The sequence below is a fragment of the Kolteria novifilia genome, assembly GCA_007748055.1.
GTDB lineage: Bacteria > Planctomycetota > Planctomycetia > Kolteriales > Kolteriaceae > Kolteria > Kolteria novifilia.
In genome coordinates, this window is the sequence record CP036279.1 from 800,703 (window position 1) to 818,542 (window position 17,840).

The window sequence follows — 17,840 nt, forward strand, 5'->3', positions numbered from 1 at the left end:
GGCGGATTGAGCGGAGCCCAGTGAAGGGCCGTCTCCAGGATCGTCGACGATCGAAAGAGATACGAACTTCTGTCCAGGAATGAGCGATGATGGACAAACGGCTACCACCGACACGAGCGGAACGCTCGCGTCGCGGCATCGTCGTGGCCCTGGCGACGGCTTGTTGCGTCGCGTTCGGGGCGGGCTTCGTCGCGAGTTCCCAGGGCGCCGAGCCGATCTGGCCGACTCCGACCGAGCCCGTTCCCGGGCAGAATCGGCTCTGGCTCAAGCCGAACATGGGCGTCTACTACCCCGACGCCTACTTCTCGCGTCAATACCTGCGCGATGTTCCCGTCGGTCCCGATCAGGTGATTCTCTACAGTCGCTTGCGACCGTACGAGAACTATGGTCGCTTCCGGCTCGGGGTTCCCGTCTCCGGGTTGACGGACGGGAAGATCCATTCGGACCGATTCCCCTACCGCTACGACTTCGGCTTTCAGCCGGTGGAAGCTCCGAGCGTTCCGCCCCGCAACATCTGTGAGGATCGCCGGTTGGCTCGGGAAGCTGGCAGGTAGGTCTTCGACGTTCACGACGCTGCCGGGTGCCACTGGCTGCTTGTCAGCCAGTGACTCGGGTCAACGACCTTTCCCCGCAGGCGTGAACTCACACGCATGCCCACGGTGGCTTGGTGCATGGCACCCAGAGCGGGAAGCTCGCGATTAACGGAAGACGCCGAGGAAGAAGCTGAAGAGCTGCTCGTCGTCCTCCGGGCCCTTCGACACCGGGAAGCCGAAGTCGAACGCCAGCGGCACCGGACCCATCTGCGGGATGCGAACCCGAAGTCCAAAACCGAGCGCCACCCGGTAGTCGGTGATCTCGACGTCGGTCTCGACAGTACCGGCGTCGGCGAAGAAGACGAGGCCGAGATTGTCGTCCGCCGTGACCGGCATGTAGTACTCGGCACTGGTGAGCATCATGAACCGGCCACCGACCTCGGTACCCAACTGCGTCGGGCCGACCCCTCGGAACTCGAAGCCTCGAATCGAACCGAAACCACCGGCGAAGAACCGCTCGAAGGTCGGGATATTGTCCCCCGCGATTCCCAGCTCGCCGACGAACGAGATGACGTGCTTACCACTGCCGTCACCCCGCTGGAGCCCTGGGACGGCCCAGTATTGGCGGCCCTCGATGCCCCACTTCGGGAAGTCGTAGTCGCCGAAGAGTTGTTCGACCGACGTCTCGATGAAGTGACCCTTGGTCGGGTTCATGTGCGAGTCGCGGGTATCGTGACTGAGCGTCGCCCCGACACCGGTCAGGAAGTTGTCCCCCAACGTATCGGCGATATCGGGAGCGACCGGCTGTTGCGGATCGCTGATGTTAATCTGGTCGATGCGATAGGTGAGCGAGCCGCCGATCGTCTTGGTGAACTGCCGACCGAGACTGAAGCGACCGCCGACGCGTTCTTCGTCGTACTGCGTGTAGATCCGGCGATAGAAGTAGCCGCTGGTCGAGAGACTGTACTTCGTGCCGAACAGACGCGGTTCGCGGAACGTCGCCGAGTACCGCTGCACTTCCGTTCCGGGAACGGCTTCCAATCGCAGTTCCTGGCCCGCACCGCGGAAGGCCCGCATGCTCGCGAGGTCCGAGAGGCTTCGCGGGAAGCGGAACAGATCGAAGTTCCGTTCGTGCAAGACGAGGCTACCGCCGAAGCCGCTATTGGAGTTGACGCCGACACCGAAGAGGAGCGATCCGGTCTGGGCTTCCTCGACGTTCACCAGGACGTCTTGGTACTCGTCCTCGGGATCGTTGGCCGGGTCCCAGGAGACGGTCGGGAAGGTGCCCGACTGGGGATCGACTTGAAAGAGCCGGGTTTCGACGAGGTTTTGCTGGCTCTTTCGAAGTTCGGTGGTGCTCGCCTGCTGTCCCGGTTCGAGGTCCATGTACTGACGCACGACACGCGACTTGGTGATCTCGTTGCCCACGACGCGGATCTCGCCGACCTTGCGCGGGAAGTCCTCGCGGACCTGGTAGACGATGTCGACCGTTCCGGGCTCGTCCCGGTAGCGAACGTCGGCGTTGACGACGGTGTGGATGTAGCCGCTATGACCGTAGGTATCCTGGATGGTGCGGGTGTCGGCGGTGAGCTTGTCGCCTTGGACCTCGCTGCCGGCGGTCAGGGTCAGCTTGTCAATAAGCTCTTCCTCGGGGAAGGCTTTGTTCCCCGCGAAGGCGATCGAGTTGACTTTGTAGCGTGGGCCTTCGTCGATGACATAGACGATCTTGATGCGATCGCGATCCTCGCTCCAGTCGAGCCGACGACCGACCTTGACGTCGAGGAAGCCGAAGCGACGGTAGTACTCGATGAGCCCGGAGATGTCCAAATCGACCTTCTGGGGATCGTACTTCGTCGGGATGACGCCGAGGATCGGTTTCGCTTTCACCATCGTGAGCAGTCGAGCGCCGCCGACGAACTCATTGCCCTCGAAGGTGATCCACTTGACTTTGGTCTTGGGGCCTTCGGTGATCTTGAAGACGACACGCTTGTCGCCGCGTTGGCCCCCTTCGAAGAGCTCGACCGACGCGAAGGGGTAGCCCTTGTCGCGGTAGAGCTGTTCGATGCGTTTGGCCATGACACGGTTGAGGCCGGGGTCCATCGCCTTGCCTTTGCGAAGCCCCGTCTCCTCCATGAGCTTGTCGGTTTTGATCTTCTTGTTGCCGATGAACTTGAGTTCCTGGATGAAGGGTCGTTCGATCACCCGGTAGGTGACGACGATCCCCTCGGAGGTGGAACTTCTGTCGACGGCGACGTCGTAGAACCAACGCTCCTTGTAGAGGCGTCGGACATCGGCTTGGACCGTTTCCTCGCGGTAGGGTCGACCGGCGTGGGTCTTGATCTTACTGAGGATACGTTCGGTCGCGATCGTCGCGTTGCCCGCCACTTCGACTTTCGCGACGATCGGCTCGTCCGTGGGTTCGACGTCTTGGGCGGAGGCGGAAGTCGCTCCGAACAAGACGAGCCCCAGCACAAACGAGGCGACCGCGGTCCGTGCGCCCATCATTGGCTTGATGCTCATGGACTGTCCCGTGCTTTTGATTTCGATGATCGCCACCAGCGAGCGTTACGCCGTTGGACCACCTCGAGGAGCGGCCTGAGGGTAGGCGCTGCCCATTTCGAGAGAGTCACAGCTCGTTGGCGACGATCGTTCGCTTTCCGCCGGTGCCTACCTTCCGCGTGGTTCGCTAGCCGACGATCGGCTTACCTCACCAAGGGCGAGGAAACGCGAGCCCATCGAGCGCCAACTCGCCAACGGCGAGTCCCCGTAGCAGCTCGATCGCGTACAAAGTGTGCAGTCACCAAATGGATTCGACGGGGGGATAGTCCCGGACTGAAATTGCGTCAAGGCCGATTTGACTTCGTTCGCGATGGAAAGGCTCGGTCGATGTGTCGCGGTCCTTGGGCGACGGACGCCATTGGGCTCCCAAGGGATTCCCCATCTTTCCAAGACGCCCCAAGGGCGGTACTTCCTCGGTTTGAATCTTGCCAAGTTGACGCCGAACAACAAAGATACCGGTCGGGGAATGGCAGTGGCGGCGGCATGGGGCGCCCATGACGCTCGGTGAAGAATCGGTGAAGAGCGTCGGGCTCGCCGTCGGGCCATGTGAACGTCAACGCGGCTCGAGACGTAGCGTAGGATCGGGGAACCGCTCGGTTTCGCTCGCCCGCACACCATGTTTTCTGTGATGGACCACGCCGTGAAGATCGTTGACGCCCGCACCATTCACGAAGGTAAGAAGTTCGACCTCGTTCGCCACGTCATGCAGACCAGCGACGGCAAACGCGTCGAGCGTGATTTTTGCCGGCACCAGGGAGCGGTCGTCATTATCCCGCTGTTGCCGGGAGATCGTGTTGTGCTCATTCGCAACTATCGTCATGCTCCCGATGTCGTCCTGCTGGAGTTGCCGGCGGGGACGCTCGACGCTGGGGAGAACCCCGACGACGCGGCGGTGCGCGAACTTGCCGAGGAGACCGGTTATCGCGCCGGGTCGATCGAACGACTCACGGAGTTCTACCCATCGCCGGGCATTAGCAACGAGCGGATGTATCTTTACGTGGCCGAACGGATGACCGCCGGGGAGATGGCCCTCGAGGAGGATGAACAGATCGTTCCCGAGATCGTTCCTCTAAAGGAAGCACTCGCGATGGCTTCCGACGGCCGACTTCGCGACGCGAAAACGATGGTGGGGCTGTGGTTCTTCGCGATTCGACGGGGGCTTCTGACCACCGTCCCGCCGAAGGAGGACGGTGCATGATTCGTGGGGTGGCCGTCAGTCCGGGTGTTGTCGTCGCCAAAGCCTATTGCTTGGACGAGGTCTTCGTCCAGCTTCCGACCGCCAAGTTGACGGCGGCGGACATCAGCCTCGAACTCTCCCGTTTTCAGCAAGCCTGCGACGGCGCCGCGGATGAACTCAAGGACCTCATCGAGACCGTTTCCCACGATATCGGCGAACCGGAGTCGGCGATCTTCCAAGCGCAGTTGGTGATGCTGCGCGACCGCGCGTTCGTGGACAAGGTCAAGACCTACATCGTCGAGTCCCAGGAAGATGCCGCCTCGTGTCTGCACCGCACGATGCGCGAATATGAGGAACTCTTCAGCAAGATCGAGGACGAGTACCTGAGGGAACGACTCGTCGATCTTCGCGATGTCGTCGCCCGAGTCCAGCATCAACTCTCAGAAGGAAGTCCCCCCGAACTCCCCGAGACGGATGGGCCCGTCATCATCGTCGCGGAGGAACTGCTTCCCTCCCAAACGGTTCGATTCGACGACATCGACATCGCGGGGATCGCCACCGAACGGGGGGGACAAACGAGTCACGCCGCGATCATCGCTCGGTCGATGGGCATCCCGGCGGTCAGTGGCATTCCGAAGATTCGCGACCAAGTCAGCAACGGTGACACCATCGCCCTCGACGGTCGGCAGGGTTGTCTCATCGTCAATCCCGGGCCGGAGGCGGAGGCGGCGTACCGCAAGCTCGAACGCGAGTTTTTCGATCTCAAGGATTACCTCATCGAGAACCGCGACCAACTCGCGGTGACGCGCGATGGGGTGGCGATCGAACTTCTGGCGAACATCAACACGGTGGAGGATGCGCAAGCGGCCACCGACGTGGGAGCCCAGGGAATCGGTCTCTTTCGAACCGAGTATCTCTTCATGACCCATCCCGGAATCCCGACCGAGGAGGAGCAGTTCGAAGCTTACGCCAAGACCGTCAACGCCAGCCCGCTCGGCCGACTTACGATTCGGACGCTCGACTTGGGGGGAGACAAGACCGTTCCCTACCTTGGGGATCATCGCGAAGCCAATCCCTTCATGGGTTGGCGTTCGATCCGGATGAGCATCGAACACCCCGATTTCTTCCGCAAGCAAGTGCGCGCCATTCTCCGGGCCGCGGCCGAGGGCGAAGTCCGGATGATGTTCCCGATGATCTCGACCGTCGAGGAACTGCGACGCGTCAATCGCATGGTGTGGCAAGTGGAGGAACAGCTCGACAAGGACGGCATCGCCCACGGAAAGGCGCAGCTCGGGATGATGATCGAGGTTCCCGCCGCCGCCGTCTGTATCGAGCACTTTCTCGATCACACCGATTTTGTGAGCGTCGGCACCAACGATCTCATCCAGTACTTGATGGCGGCCGACCGCGACAACTCCCGCGTCGCCCACCTTTGCGATCCCCTCAACCCGGCGTCCCTTTGCCTGCTCCGCCAAGTCATCGAAGCGTGCCAGCGTCGTGGCAAGCCTGTCAGCGTCTGCGGGGAGATGGCGGGACGTCCTCGCTGCGTCTTGGCGCTGCTCGCCTTCGGGTTGACCAGTTTCAGCATGAGCCCGGCCTTCGTCCCGATCGTCAAGGAACTGGTCCATTCGCTCGATTTCTCGCTGATTCGTGAGCTGGGCGATGAGATTCTGCTGCGGCGCTCGAGCACCCAAGTCGGCAGCTTCCTCGACAAGGTCCTGCAAGAAGTGAACCCCCGTCTGGCCGCGTTGGATGTTCAACACGGGGTGTGAGCGGACGCTATCCGGATCTGGGGCGACGCCGCGTTGTTCCAATTCTCCCAATCCTGCTGATTGCTCGTTCCCGAAATTCGAAGGTGGCGCTTGGAGGGACTCGACAAAGAGGGAAAGATAGGGACAATGTCCCGGTATTGAGGTTTCGCGGAACCTGCCGTTCGCGAGAATCGAATTCCCTGTCGAGGAGAACTCCGTGCGTATTCGACATTTCCTGTTCGCGGGAGCGTTCGGTCTGGTCGCGCTATTGGGGACCGCCGAGAACGCGATGGCGTGGGGATCGGGCTGGGGCGGCTCGATGCGCTTTCAGTCGGGTGGCCATCCCTACCACAACGGCTACTTGTTCATTCCACCGGCTTCGGCCTACTCGGCGGTGACGGTGCGTCCGCCGGTTTGGTACGGAACGCCTTCCTACTACTACCCCGAGTCGTACCTTCCCGCGGCCCAGGCGGTCTATCCCCCGACGAACTATCCCGGCACGCCGATGTCGACCGCCGGCTACTACTACCTTTCCGAGAAGAGCTACTACTACCTCTATCCTTAATCCACCGGTCGCGCGGGGGTGCTTTCTCCGGCAAGTTCGTGTTTCGCGGGAACTCGAGGCTCCGTCTCCAAAGTCGGCTCTGGCTGTGTTGGCGGTGAGAGGGTGTCGCGAATTCTCGCAACTTGCAGGAGATGGAGATAGGGGGCGCTTTCCCGCAAGGGCGCTCCCTTCGGGGAACGGATCGGTACACGTCGTTGAGGTGAGTTCACCTCCCTAGGCCAACGGCGCTACCGATCCGTTCCTACGCTCTCGCCACCGCGGCGACTTCCCTCGCACGGCGAACGTCCCTCTGTTTGCGGAACTCTCTCCCTCCGCTCCGCGTCCAATCTTCCGTTCAAATGAGATCCGACAAGCTCACCGGCGTTATCCTCTCCTGGGAGTCGATGGGATGCGATCGTCTGTTTCTCGCCATGCGCCAGCGGAGAAGGTCGACGCCACGCCGACGCCGATGTTGGACATCATCTTCAACGTCCTCTTCTTTTTCCTCGTGACGATTCCCGATTCGAATCCGGAAACGAGCATCGACATCGAACTGGCGTTGCCGGCGCCCGGGACGGTCAGGGTGTTACCTCCCGATGAGGACCTGATCGAGGTCGTTCACCCGATCATGGTGCGACTTGATGCGGGAGTGCGGGGGGAACTCCTTGGCATCCAGGTCGACGGAAGGAAGGTTCCCGAGAACCGTCGGTTGTCCCAATTGGAGCAGCGTCTGCGGCTCATCGGTCGGGCGCTGAGCGTCGATGGCGACGACCTCTCGTTGGACGTGGTGATCGCGGCTTCGTCGAAGCTCAAGTACGGCGATCTGATGCGGGTGATCTCGATCTGTCGACGTGTCGGCGCAACGAGTCTGGCGTTTGCGGAGATGCCTGCCGCGATTCATTGATGGCGTCGCAGGGAAGGTCGTGAGGCGAGGTAGGTCCGGGGAAGTGCGACGACCTTTCGGATGAAGAGGCGTCGCCGTTCATGCCCACGCAAGCGTGAGTCTTTTGGTATGCCCACGCAAACGTGGAGCATGGCACCCAAGTCAGGCACCCAAGTCAGGGCACGTCCCACTTCGCCAAGTCTACTCCCGTTCGACGGAATCCCTCACTTCTCATCCGTTTCGTCGCGAGTCTCCAAGGGAATGGGGGAGCGATGCTCCTCGCCGCGCAGGCTTCCCTCGTTGAGAAAACGAAGAACCATCTCTTGAGCGTGGCGATTGGTCATCAGGAAGGTGTGCAGGCTTCGGACAGTCGTGAAGTCCCGCGCCCCGGCTAGGCGGGTGCTCGCGACGCTCACGGTGCCATCATCATCTCCCTCAAGGATCCAGGAATAGCCTCGACCGTTCCCCCGGGCGCCCGCGACGACGGCGAACTCGACGGGAAGTGTTTGGGGAAGCTGGGTCGTGATGCCGCAAGCCCCGGTTTGGAGCTGTTGCCCCGCCGGACCCATGACCTTTCGGTAGCCCCAGTTGCGATGCCACCAGTCGGCTTTCATCGCGCCTTGGTTCGGCGTTCCCAGCATCACGACCCGGCCGATGCGCGGATGAGGGGAGTCGCCCAGGAAGGAACGGATGACGAGACCTCCCATACTAAAGCCGACCAAGTGGATGGTGTCGGCCTCGTCGAGCCCGTCGACGATGCGACGGAGGTTCTCGGCATGGCGTTCAATCGCGAGTCGGGTACTTGGGTAGGCGACGGTATAAGTGCCATAGCCATGGCGCTCGAGGTACTTGGCGAGCCCCCTCATGGAATGATGGGTTCGGATGATCCCGTGGAGCAGCAGCACGACCTCCTTCGGAGTTTCCGGTTTCTCTCGCCCCGCGAGGAGTCGCTGCAGAGCGCTCCGGCACGTTGGTTCATCCCCGGTGGTGAGTCGTTTGAACTTGCCGTCGAGGAGCCGGTGTTCCCCCGTCAGGCAGTGCTGTTGGATCCGATACTCTTGGTTGTAGTACACGTCCGACCAGAACTGAAGCCCGCCGAAAGTCTGTCGGCGCCAGCGCAAACGCGCGGTCGATTCCGACGGTTGCTGGGTCAGTTCGTCTTCCATGGATGGGTCACTTTCGTCGGACGCGATCATGCCGAGCGCGAGACCACAGGCGAGTAGGAAGCCGCTAGTCATGGGTAACTCCAACGGATGGCACGATGCTGCCGTGAGGGCGAACGGCGAGAAGGCCCCTTTCGCCCACTAACGTACCCCACTCCATAAAATCGCCAAGGGGAACGTCGCGACGGATCCGTGAAGGGGCGATTCTTCCAAGTCTCCTCAGGGGGGTATTCGATGACGCGACGGCTATCTTGGGGCATTCTCGGTACGGGAAACATCGCCAATCAGTTCAGCGAAGGCGTGCTCGGGTCAAGACGGGGAAGACTCCAGGCGGTTGCTTCCCGGGAGTCCACGAAAGCTCGACAGTTCGCCCAGAAGTTCCAAGCTCCCATGGCGTTCGGGGCCTACGAGGAACTCTTGAACGATCCCGAGGTCGACGCTGTCTATGTCTCCCTCCCCAACAGCATGCACCACGAATGGACGCTGCGGGCGCTACGGGCGGGAAAGCATGTCCTTTGCGAGAAGCCGATCGCCGCAAACGTCGCCGAAGCGGAAGAGATGTACGCGGTGGCCACGAAGTCAGGCCGTCTACTCGTCGAAGCCTTCATGTACCGGTCGCATCCCCTGACCAAAGCCGTCACCGAAGCCGTCGCGCGCGGCGATATCGGATCGCTGCGGATGATTCGGGCGAGTTTCTGCTACCACACGCGCCGTCGCGAGAGCAATATCCGCTTCGATCCCGGATTGGCCGGTGGGGCTCTGATGGACATCGGCTGCTATCTGGTGAGTTTCACGCGACTGATCGTCGGCGAGAGTCCCCGGCAAGTGCAAGCGATGGCGGTCCTCGGGGACGAGGGAGTCGACACCCTCGCGGTGGGCTCGTTTCGGTTTCGCGATGGTGTTCTGGCGAGTTTTCAGTGCGGCATGACCGTGAATGCGGACAATACGGCGTCGATATGCGGTAGCGAGGGTTTTCTCGAGATTCCCATTCCTTGGAAACCGCCCGCCTTGAACGCCCAGTTCAGCTTGCTGCGGTCGACGCCGCCGAAGATGGACGGGCCGGCGCTTCCGAGGACACGGGACGTTCGGCGAACATGGGCGGTCGACGCGGGGACGACCCTCTACGGGCTTGAGGCGGACGACTTCGCCGCGGCAGTCCTCGATGGTGCCCCGGTCGCGGTCGCCAGCGAGGAGTCGATCGAGAACATGCGGGTTCTGGACGAGCTGCGTCGGCAGGTGGGGCTCTCCTTCTAGGAGTCCGTAGCCCAATGGGATGCCGGTCGCTGGCGCCTTAACCCCTGCTCAGGGGGAGACAAGCAGCCGTTGGCTCCTCGAAAGAGGGAGGGACCAAGGCGCTCGCCCGTTCGCGCAGGGGGGCTTCTTTCCGCGCGTTCGCCGACCGCTCGATGAAGGTTGACGCGGCTTTCGTGGTCTTCTCAATCCTCACAATCCCTCCGACCGTTCAAATGAGGAAATCCCGAAATATCGTCATCTTCGACAAAACATTTCAAACCGACTCGCCGATGAACGGAAGAGCGAAGAGCACCAAATTCCGGCTCACGTGAGGCGGGTGTTTCTCGCGGTTGGGGGTTTCGGGACCTCGGGAGATCGTCCCATGCATCGAAAAGCGGCTTCGCTGCTTGCGAGTTTTTGTCTTGTCGTTGTCATGACGGGCTGTCAAAAGCCCTACTTCCACGTGACGGAGACGGACTACGTCTACTTCAACGAGGTCAGCGGCGACTATGGATCGACCGAGACCGACGACACGACGAACCTCCCGGAGATCGAACCGCGGACAGTTCGTGAGCCGGCTCGCAAGATCAAGTGGAACCTGACGCTCAACGAGACGAAGCGTCTGGCGCTGGAGTACAACAAGTCGATTGCGGTCGTCCGGTGGCAACCGGCGATTTCCGGAACCGACATCCAGACCCAGCTCTCCGCCTTCGACACCTTCTACGAGGTTGGAGCGGGCTGGAGTCGACTCGACCAGCAAGCGACCAGCGCCATCCAGTCAGGCCAGACGGGACTCGACAACGCCTTCACCATCGACGGCTTCGGTGGCGGTGCCTCTCAGAACCCCTTCGGCGTCAACGCCACCACGGGTGCCGAGAGTGCCTTCATCAATCCGACGACCCGACCGCAGTTCTCGACGATTCCCGGATCCGACATGATCCGCGTCTCGAAGCGAAACACGGCCGGTGGCCTCTCGACCGTCGGCTACGGGGCGGACTATCAGTTCCAGTTGCCCAACACCGCCTTCCAAACGATCAATCCCTTCTGGCGTTCGCGATTCACTGTCGCCCTCGAGCAACCGGTGCTTCAGGGAGCGGGAGTCGAGTTCAATCGCGCTCCAATCCTCATCGCCCGGGCCAGCTACGAACAGCAGATCCGGAACTTCGATCGCGATGTTCGCACACTGCTTCGCGATGTCGAGATCAGCTACTGGCAGCTTTACTTCACCTACCAGGATCTCTACTCGCGTGAAGTGGGCATGAAGCAGGCTCTGGCGACCTGGCAGAAGGAAAAGAACAAGCAAGAGGTCGGCGTCGGGGCCATTCCGGACGTCGCCCAGGCTCGCGAACAATACGAGTTCTTCCGGGCGTCGCGTCTCCAAGCACTCAGTCGGGTTCTCTCACAGGAACGTGACTTGCGTCGCTTGCTCGGTCTCCCGCCCGATGACGATCGCCAGATCATCCCGGCTGACGAGCCGACCATCGCCGAGTACGATCCCGATTGGAAGTTGGGCATCATGGAGTCGCTCGAGATGCGGCCGGAACTGCAAGCTCAGCGCTTCGCGATTCGTGCGACCGAGCTCGAAGTCTTCCGCCAGAAGAACGGCTTGCTGCCCGACCTGACGCTTGCCGCCAACTGGTCCATCACCGGGTTGGATGACGACTGGAGCCACTCGGTCGAGACGTTGTTCCGCAATCGGTACGCGGACTGGTACATGGGCTTCCGTTGGCGTCGTCAAATCGGTGAACGGTCGGCTCACGCCGCGGTGCGTCGGGCCCAGACGCAGCTCAGTCAGGCTCGTGCCCAGCTTCGCAGCTTGGAGCACGACGTCTTCATCGAGTTGCACGAAGCGTATCAGAACATCGTGACCAACTACGAGTTGATCAAGGCTCAGAAGGACCGCCGCGAGGCCGCGACGCAGCAGCTCGAGGCTCGGGAAGAGTTCTATCGTCAAGGCAAGACGACCATCGACGTCTTGCTCCAGGCCCAGAACGCCTTCGCGGACGCGTTGCGTGACGAAAGCCAAGCCGTGGTCGCCTACAACCAGTCATTGATCTCTTGGGAATTCTCCAAGGGAACGATTCTCGACAACGACGCGGTGGTCGTGGCTGAGGAGCAGATCACGCAGGTCTGCGACAAGTACCTCAAGCAACGCGACTGGAGTTGGAACCACGCGATCAAGAAGCGGCTCAAGCCGGGTAAGCAGGTCCAGTCCAACTGGTTCCCATGTCCAGACTGTGACGGCCCGCTCTACCCGTCCTCGCTCTGGACCAACCCGGACATCACCGAAGAGGAGTCGATCAATCCTCTCCTAGAGCAGGAGAACCGAAACCTCGACGTCGATCCGGCCAAGGAACTCAACCGGTCGAACGCTGGTCCCTCGCTGCGACCGGAGTCGGGGCAGATCGGTGAGCCGCCGGCGGAGTTGCCTTTCTCGCCGCCGGGTTCCGGGACCGAGTTGCCATCGACCGGCACGCCGCCGATTCGCTAGTCGGGGCCAACTCGGGAATCGTTGACACGAAGAGGACGACGGGATCACTCCCGCCGTCCTTTTTCGTATGTCAGTAGGGACTCGGGAAGGACGCTGGCGGCTGGCGTGCCACTCCAAGATCCGCTCGCGACGGGCGAATCAGTATCGGGAATGGACGGAGCCCGGCTCTTTCCCTGGTTGCCCACCCTGGTCAGTTGTTCGGGAAGAAGGACACTCTTAAAACAACGCCATGGCAGCGAAGTGGATAGATAGGGTCACGACTTGGCTTCCCGTGAAATCCAAGTCGAAGATGACCGACGACGACGTGGACGGACAGCGGGAGTCCGTTTCGGGCGACGCGGCGAAGACGAACGACTCGCCGGTCGTCAATGTCTCGCTCTGGGATGGGTTCGTCGAAGTCTTTCCGTTGGCGCTCTTGGTGATCGGCATCTTGCTGTCGGTCTTCACCACCCAGATCGGCCCGTGGGCCTTCCTGGGATATCTCTTCATCGCGCTGTCGCCGATCCTACACGCTCTCCAGCGCATCGAACGACGTCTCATCGAGATCCGCGATCAGGCACGCTTGAAGAAGTCGAAAGACGCCTGAGTCGCGACGCGAGCGCTGGCCGCTTCGTCTCCTTCACGTCATATCCAACCAATACTTACAACGGACGACATCTCGTCTTTCTGGAGCGCGGAGGCCAACCCTTGACGGTTCGGCGATCTGAGCGTGCCGTTCGCAGCCGACGGGGAATGGATCGACGGGATGAGAGACATCCACCGCATCCGCTTTTTCACGTCGAAGCGAAGAGAACAGCCGCGATTGACCAACACCTATCCCCCTGGGAGAATGTGGGCCTGATGGTCCATGCGGAGTTCGGCGTGTTGTTTGGAGAGTCGAGTTGGATGGTTCCGTTCGAGATGGTCTGCGTCACCGCCGTCAACAGTGGGCCTTGGGAGATGGAGACGCGGGCCTCACTCCCCGTTGGCGTTCTTGGCTTGGGTTTCTTTGGCACTATTGGTTGCGAGGCGAAATTCTCCCGGAGGTGATGTTCGGTGTTGGGGACTTCGTTTGGTCATCACTTTGGTGCGCGTCTTCCCTGGCACTGGTGACCTATCCCATTTGGTTTCCCTACTCGACGGGGGCGATGAACGCATCGACCGCCTATCAAGGCACCGTTATTCTCGTCATGCTCGGAGGAAGTAGCTGGCTGTTTGGCGTGCTTCGCAAGGCCGGACGATCGAGCCGGATTTCCGAGGAGCTACAGGGAGCTTTGGCAGACCTTGTTGCTGAGTTGATGCAGAACATTAGGAAGCTCAGCTCGGCGGACAAGGCGATGCTGAGGACGAAGTCGCTTCAGTGCATCCTTCACGAGGCAAAGGAAACGCTCGGCTTGGGGAACCAACATTGGGCCAATGCGACTCTTTTCTTTTTCCCCGATGACCAAGCGATGAACCTTCACCTCGTCGCCAAAGTCGATCCGACCAGCTCGGTCACCAGGTCGACCGACCGGACCGTGTCGAGCGAAACGGCCGCGGCCTTCTATGTCGCGAAGGCGGGCAAACATCGTGCGATTGCCGACTTCTGGAATCAGGATTTGTTTCCGAAGGTACGTCTCTCCTCCAACGAGAAGCCCAAATACCGAAGCGTGCTGATTGTGCCGATCATCAAGACGTATCAGGACTCGAAATCGACGTGTCTTGGAGTCCTGACGCTCGATACGTCAAAGCCGTACGCGTTCTGGCACGCGGAAGAGAGAGTGGTCAAGAGGATCGATCCGTACCTGGAGGTCCTGGCCGCTCTTCGTGACGCTGAGCATTGTGAAATAGGGCTGCTGTCTCAGAATAAGTGGGGAGGTGGATGATGGGCGTTCATACGGCGGACGAGCGAAAAGGGCATGCCAGCAAAGAGGTGGCAGGGGCGTTGGACGTGATCCATCGTGAAGGGTTGGTCCGGTTCCTTTCCCGGACGAGAGTTGGTCTCATTAGCCGAGACGTTGCCAACTCCGCGATGAAGCTCTACGACCGAGAGCCGCGGCAGTATGTGAGTCGCGTCCTGCGAATGATGTTCGGCCACTGAGTGCGTTCCGCTCGTCTCGGACCAGTCTTGCCCAGCGTCCTGTTTGGATAGCAGCCCGTTGATCTATTCGCTGCCGGCTGCGAACGGCTCTTTTGACCAATCTCGGCGTTGAAAAACCTCGTCAAATCTACGGATTCGCCTGCGTTTTCCCTCCTTGATCTTGGCCAACATGTCTCGTTCTCTCCATGGCCCGCTTGAATCAACGGACTGTTCGTCGAGCTCCGCGGAGGGTGTTCTCCAGCAGCAGAGTGACGGTCATCGGACCGACGCCGCCTGGCACCGGGGTGATCGCGCCGGCAATCTCGACCGCTTCCTCGAAGACGACGTCACCCACGAGCTTCCCGTTCGCGCTACGGTTGGTACCCACGTCGATGACCGTCGCTCCGGGCCGAATCATCGAGCCGGTGATGAAGCCCTCTCGCCCGACCGCCGCGACGAGAATGTCGGCTTGCCGGGTCAGTTCCTCCAGATTTCGCGAACGGCTGTGGCAAACGCTCACGGTCGCGTCGCCTCCGTCGCCCTTTTGCATCATCATCAACGCCAGCGGTTTGCCGACGATGTTGCTGCGGCCGCAGATGACGACATGCGCCCCTCGCGTCTCGACCCCGGAGCGTTTGAGCAACTCGACCACGCCCGCGGGCGTGCAGGGCAGAAATCGCGGCGTTCCGATCGCCAGCATCCCAACGTTCTCGGGATGAAAGCAGTCGACATCCTTTTCCGGGCGAATCGCTCGCAGGACCAAGTCAGCCGAGATCCCCTCGGGGAGCGGCAACTGGACGAGTATGCCGTGGACGTCCGGAGCTTGGTTGAGATCCTCGATCTGGCCAAGTAGCTCCGATTGCGACACGGAGTCGGGCAGGCGGATCAGCGAGCTCGCCAGTCCGGCCTGTTCGCAGGCGCGCTGCTTGTTGCGAATGTAGACTTGGCTCGCGGGATCCTCGCCGACCAAGATCGCGACCAGCTTCGGCTGAATCGAATGCTCGCCGCGAAACGACGCGACGCGTCCGGCGATCTCTTCTCGAAGCTCCTTGGCGATCCTCTTGCCATCAATGATGCTCGCACTCACGTTCGCCACATCCTCCCGACGCATTCGTTGGCACCGATCACGACAAGGATGTTCTATGAGTCGGCGCCGTAGGAGGGACCGAACCCCGCCCGGCCCGCGCGATCGTTACCATCCGCGCAGCTACGCGAGACCGAACCCACGGCGCGCGAAACGGGCGCTCTCGACCCGTGTGTCCAACGGGGCTCGAAGCGCCTCGAAGGCGCCAAGTCACCGAATGTAGCCGTGATTTGGTGTCAAGTTGCGAGGTCCCTAGGGACTGTAAGGGGTTTAGCAGCCGCCAGAAAGGAAAGTTTTACAAAGCGGCGGTTGGCGTCATGCCAAGTCGTTGACTATCGGTTGACACAAGGCGTATCCTACTCGCGTGGATGTCAATTGATCTTCTTCGAACGAGGAAGGTCGTCCGTGTCGTGAGAGCTTGGCGAACGCCGGCTCGACCGGGTCGATGCCCTTCCGCGAGAAGGGGGGACGTCCCAAGACCGATGGCGATCTCGTCGCCTTCAGACCCACGTGATCGTGGACCTTCATCGGTTCGAATCAGGCTTCGGTTAGAGAGCGGCGGGCCTCCGTGCAGCTTGTCGCCTAGGGTCTTCGTGCGCGCCGCGTTGGCGACTCGAGAACCCTCTGTTCGGCCGATACTCACCGGGCTCACGGCCGAGCCTTTGGAAGGCACGACGGATTGAAGACAAAGGAGAGCACTCATGCGAGGCAGAATCGGCACCATGATCGCGCTCGTGGCCGTCGCCGGCTTCACGCTCGGCTGCGCTTCGAAGCCATGTTGCAAGCCACGTATTCTCAGTTCCTACGCCCCTCCGGGCTCCCCCAAGGCTCCTCCCCTGAACCAGTCGCGTCCGGTTCAGGTTCCGACAGCACCCGTCAACTCCGCGCCGGTGGCGACCGCCGTGCCCGCGGTCGTCGCGCAACCCGCTCCGACCGCCTTGGCGATCCCGGCGCAACCCGCTCAGCCGGCCCCGCAGGCCGCTGTCGTGGTTCCCAGACAACCTTGGCAGGCGGCTCCGAACGCGCAGTTGCAACAGCAGCCGTTTCTCGGATCAGCGCCGACCAATCAACCCGCGCCCAACAACGGCGCCTACTCGAACTCGAACCAAGGCGGATCCCAGAACTCCGCCTCGTCCGGAGCGACGCTGGGATCCCCCTCTTCCAAGAATGAGCAGCCTCGGCCGTTGCTCGTTCCCGGGCCACCGCAGTAACGGAATACCAAGCTCTCTCTCGACGACACGCTCGGAAGAGATGAAAAGGAGGATATCGTGAAACAGCTACTTTGTGCGGGCATCGCCGTTTGCTGTCTCGGCTTCGCGGTCGAGGAGGCTTCGGCGGGCTACCGAGTACTCTTTGTCGGGTCCGAAGCTCGTGCCGTCCAATCGGCGGAGCGGGGATCGGGCTACCTCGGCTTGGGCTCCACGCCCAGCGCCGCGGGCAACTTGAGCGGCGGCTCCTGCCCGACCTGCGTTCCCGGTGGGAGCAGCTCCAAAGATTTTGGCGCCGGCGTTCCCAACCAGATCGTGACGTTCCAGCATCCCTACACCGGCAAGGCGATCACCGTTCCGTTGACCCTTCCCGTGGGCAAGCCGACGGTGAAGATCAAGCAGGATCGCGTCGTCTACGACTACGGGTTTCTGAAGAACCGCGTCGTCGTCCTCTTCAAGCCCTGCGGCAAGGTGGAGGTCGACTACCGCCAATTCTGATTCGTCGATTGTTGGACCGTCGACAATGCGAAACGGGCGTTCGGGCCAGGTTCATGGCGCGGACGCCCGCTTCCATTTCTTGGCATCGCGAGAGCTCGGAGATCGCCCTGAGGCAGTCGAGTGGATCTCGACCCACCATCAAGAACCTCGCGACGCACGAACCTACGTCGGCGAGCTGGCGTCATCCTGGGTCTGCTCCCAGATCGCCCACTGGCCAAAATTCTCCTCGACCTTCACCCGCAGGACCGGCGGGATTGGCTTACCATCACCGCGCAGCGCTTCCAGCAACTCGAGCCCGATCCAGCGAGCGATCAACTCCGCGGTCGTGTTGGCGATCGGAAGTAAGATGCAGTCTTCGCGCGGGAAACTCCAGCGACGCTCCTCGAAGCGAGCGGTGACCTGTTGATCCTCTTCCTCGACCAAGACGCTGATGAGCGGATGGGTCGTCGGCAAGAGCACGCGATGGTCGAGCCGGTCGGTGATCGCTCGCGTCCGATCGCGAAGGGCGATGAAGTCGAACACGTAGTGGTTTTCGTCGAGAGGCCCATCGACTTCGACGGCGACGCGCCAGTTGTGACCGTGCAGGCGTTCGCAGATGTTGCCGTTGAAGGTGATGAAGTGCGCCGCCGAGAAGACGAGAACATCCTTGGTGACTTCGACTCCGAATCGTTCCGCCAT

The 17,840-nt window shown here is 61.4% G+C and carries 15 protein-coding genes; 11 read left to right on the top strand and 4 right to left on the bottom strand.

Annotated elements, in window-relative coordinates:
- The first annotated feature begins 86 nt into the window (after positions 1–86).
- Positions 87–554, top strand: coding sequence for a hypothetical protein (locus Pan216_RS03020; RefSeq protein ID WP_145254626.1), 468 nt, complete (start codon positions 87–89; stop codon positions 552–554).
- 144 nt (positions 555–698) lie between these two features.
- Here the strand turns inward: Pan216_RS03020 and bamA are convergent, their stop codons facing one another.
- Entirely contained in the window at positions 699–3,053 is a 2,355-nt protein-coding gene (gene bamA, locus Pan216_RS03025; protein ID WP_145254629.1) for an outer membrane protein assembly factor BamA, read from the bottom strand.
- A gap of 679 nt (positions 3,054–3,732) precedes the next feature.
- Here bamA and Pan216_RS03030 point away from each other — a divergent pair.
- The 4 genes from Pan216_RS03030 to Pan216_RS03045 all read left to right on the top strand — a co-directional run bounded on the left by Pan216_RS03030 (position 3,733) and on the right by Pan216_RS03045 (position 7,468).
- Entirely contained in the window at positions 3,733–4,290 is a 558-nt protein-coding gene (locus Pan216_RS03030) for an NUDIX hydrolase (protein ID WP_419193200.1), read from the top strand.
- Positions 4,287–6,041 carry a phosphoenolpyruvate--protein phosphotransferase gene (ptsP, locus tag Pan216_RS03035; RefSeq protein WP_145254632.1) on the top strand — a complete coding sequence of 585 codons (1,755 nt, stop codon included), beginning with the start codon at positions 4,287–4,289 and terminating at the stop codon, positions 6,039–6,041. Before Pan216_RS03030 ends, ptsP begins: the two co-directional genes overlap by 4 nt.
- Before the next feature lie 196 nt (positions 6,042–6,237).
- Complete coding sequence (locus tag Pan216_RS03040; protein ID WP_145254634.1) at positions 6,238–6,585, top strand: hypothetical protein; 348 nt, start codon at positions 6,238–6,240, stop codon at positions 6,583–6,585.
- A 388-nt stretch (positions 6,586–6,973) separates the two neighbouring features.
- Entirely contained in the window at positions 6,974–7,468 is a 495-nt protein-coding gene (locus Pan216_RS03045) for an ExbD/TolR family protein (protein ID WP_145254636.1), read from the top strand.
- A 203-nt stretch (positions 7,469–7,671) separates the two neighbouring features.
- Here the strand turns inward: Pan216_RS03045 and Pan216_RS03050 are convergent, their stop codons facing one another.
- A complete protein-coding gene (locus Pan216_RS03050; protein ID WP_145254639.1) occupies positions 7,672–8,685 on the bottom strand; it encodes an esterase/lipase family protein in 1,014 nt (337 codons plus the stop codon).
- Between the two features lie 159 nt (positions 8,686–8,844).
- On the opposite strand from Pan216_RS03050, the gene Pan216_RS03055 reads away from it, so the two are divergent.
- The 4 genes from Pan216_RS03055 (at position 8,845) to Pan216_RS03070 (ending at position 14,178) form a co-directional block, all read left to right on the top strand.
- Positions 8,845–9,864, top strand: a complete 1,020-nt coding sequence (locus Pan216_RS03055; RefSeq protein ID WP_145254642.1) for a Gfo/Idh/MocA family protein — start codon at positions 8,845–8,847, stop codon at positions 9,862–9,864.
- 361 nt (positions 9,865–10,225) lie between these two features.
- The gene (locus Pan216_RS03060; RefSeq protein WP_145254645.1) at positions 10,226–12,334 is read left to right on the top strand and encodes a TolC family protein; all 2,109 of its coding nucleotides are present in this window, start codon (positions 10,226–10,228) and stop codon (positions 12,332–12,334) included.
- 271 nt (positions 12,335–12,605) lie between these two features.
- Entirely contained in the window at positions 12,606–12,920 is a 315-nt protein-coding gene (locus tag Pan216_RS03065; protein WP_145254648.1) for a hypothetical protein, read from the top strand.
- A gap of 541 nt (positions 12,921–13,461) precedes the next feature.
- Positions 13,462–14,178, top strand: coding sequence for a GAF domain-containing protein (locus Pan216_RS03070; protein ID WP_145254651.1), 717 nt, complete (start codon positions 13,462–13,464; stop codon positions 14,176–14,178).
- Positions 14,179–14,592: 414 nt separating this feature from the next.
- Here the strand turns inward: Pan216_RS03070 and Pan216_RS03075 are convergent, their stop codons facing one another.
- On the bottom strand, positions 14,593–15,459 hold the full coding sequence (locus Pan216_RS03075; protein WP_145254654.1) for a bifunctional 5,10-methylenetetrahydrofolate dehydrogenase/5,10-methenyltetrahydrofolate cyclohydrolase: 867 nt from the start codon (positions 15,457–15,459) through the stop codon (positions 14,593–14,595).
- 698 nt (positions 15,460–16,157) lie between these two features.
- On the opposite strand from Pan216_RS03075, the gene Pan216_RS03080 reads away from it, so the two are divergent.
- Together Pan216_RS03080 and Pan216_RS03085 are read left to right on the top strand one after the other, a co-directional pair.
- Positions 16,158–16,667: a hypothetical protein gene (locus Pan216_RS03080; RefSeq protein ID WP_145254657.1), complete on the top strand. Its 510-nt coding sequence runs from the start codon at positions 16,158–16,160 to the stop codon at positions 16,665–16,667.
- A gap of 57 nt (positions 16,668–16,724) precedes the next feature.
- Entirely contained in the window at positions 16,725–17,162 is a 438-nt protein-coding gene (locus Pan216_RS03085; protein ID WP_145254660.1) for a hypothetical protein, read from the top strand.
- Between the two features lie 162 nt (positions 17,163–17,324).
- Here Pan216_RS03085 and Pan216_RS03090 read toward each other — a convergent pair whose 3' ends face one another.
- Positions 17,325–17,840 (bottom strand): 6-pyruvoyl trahydropterin synthase family protein, encoded by a 516-nt coding sequence (locus Pan216_RS03090; protein ID WP_419193201.1) that lies wholly within the window; start codon positions 17,838–17,840, stop codon positions 17,325–17,327.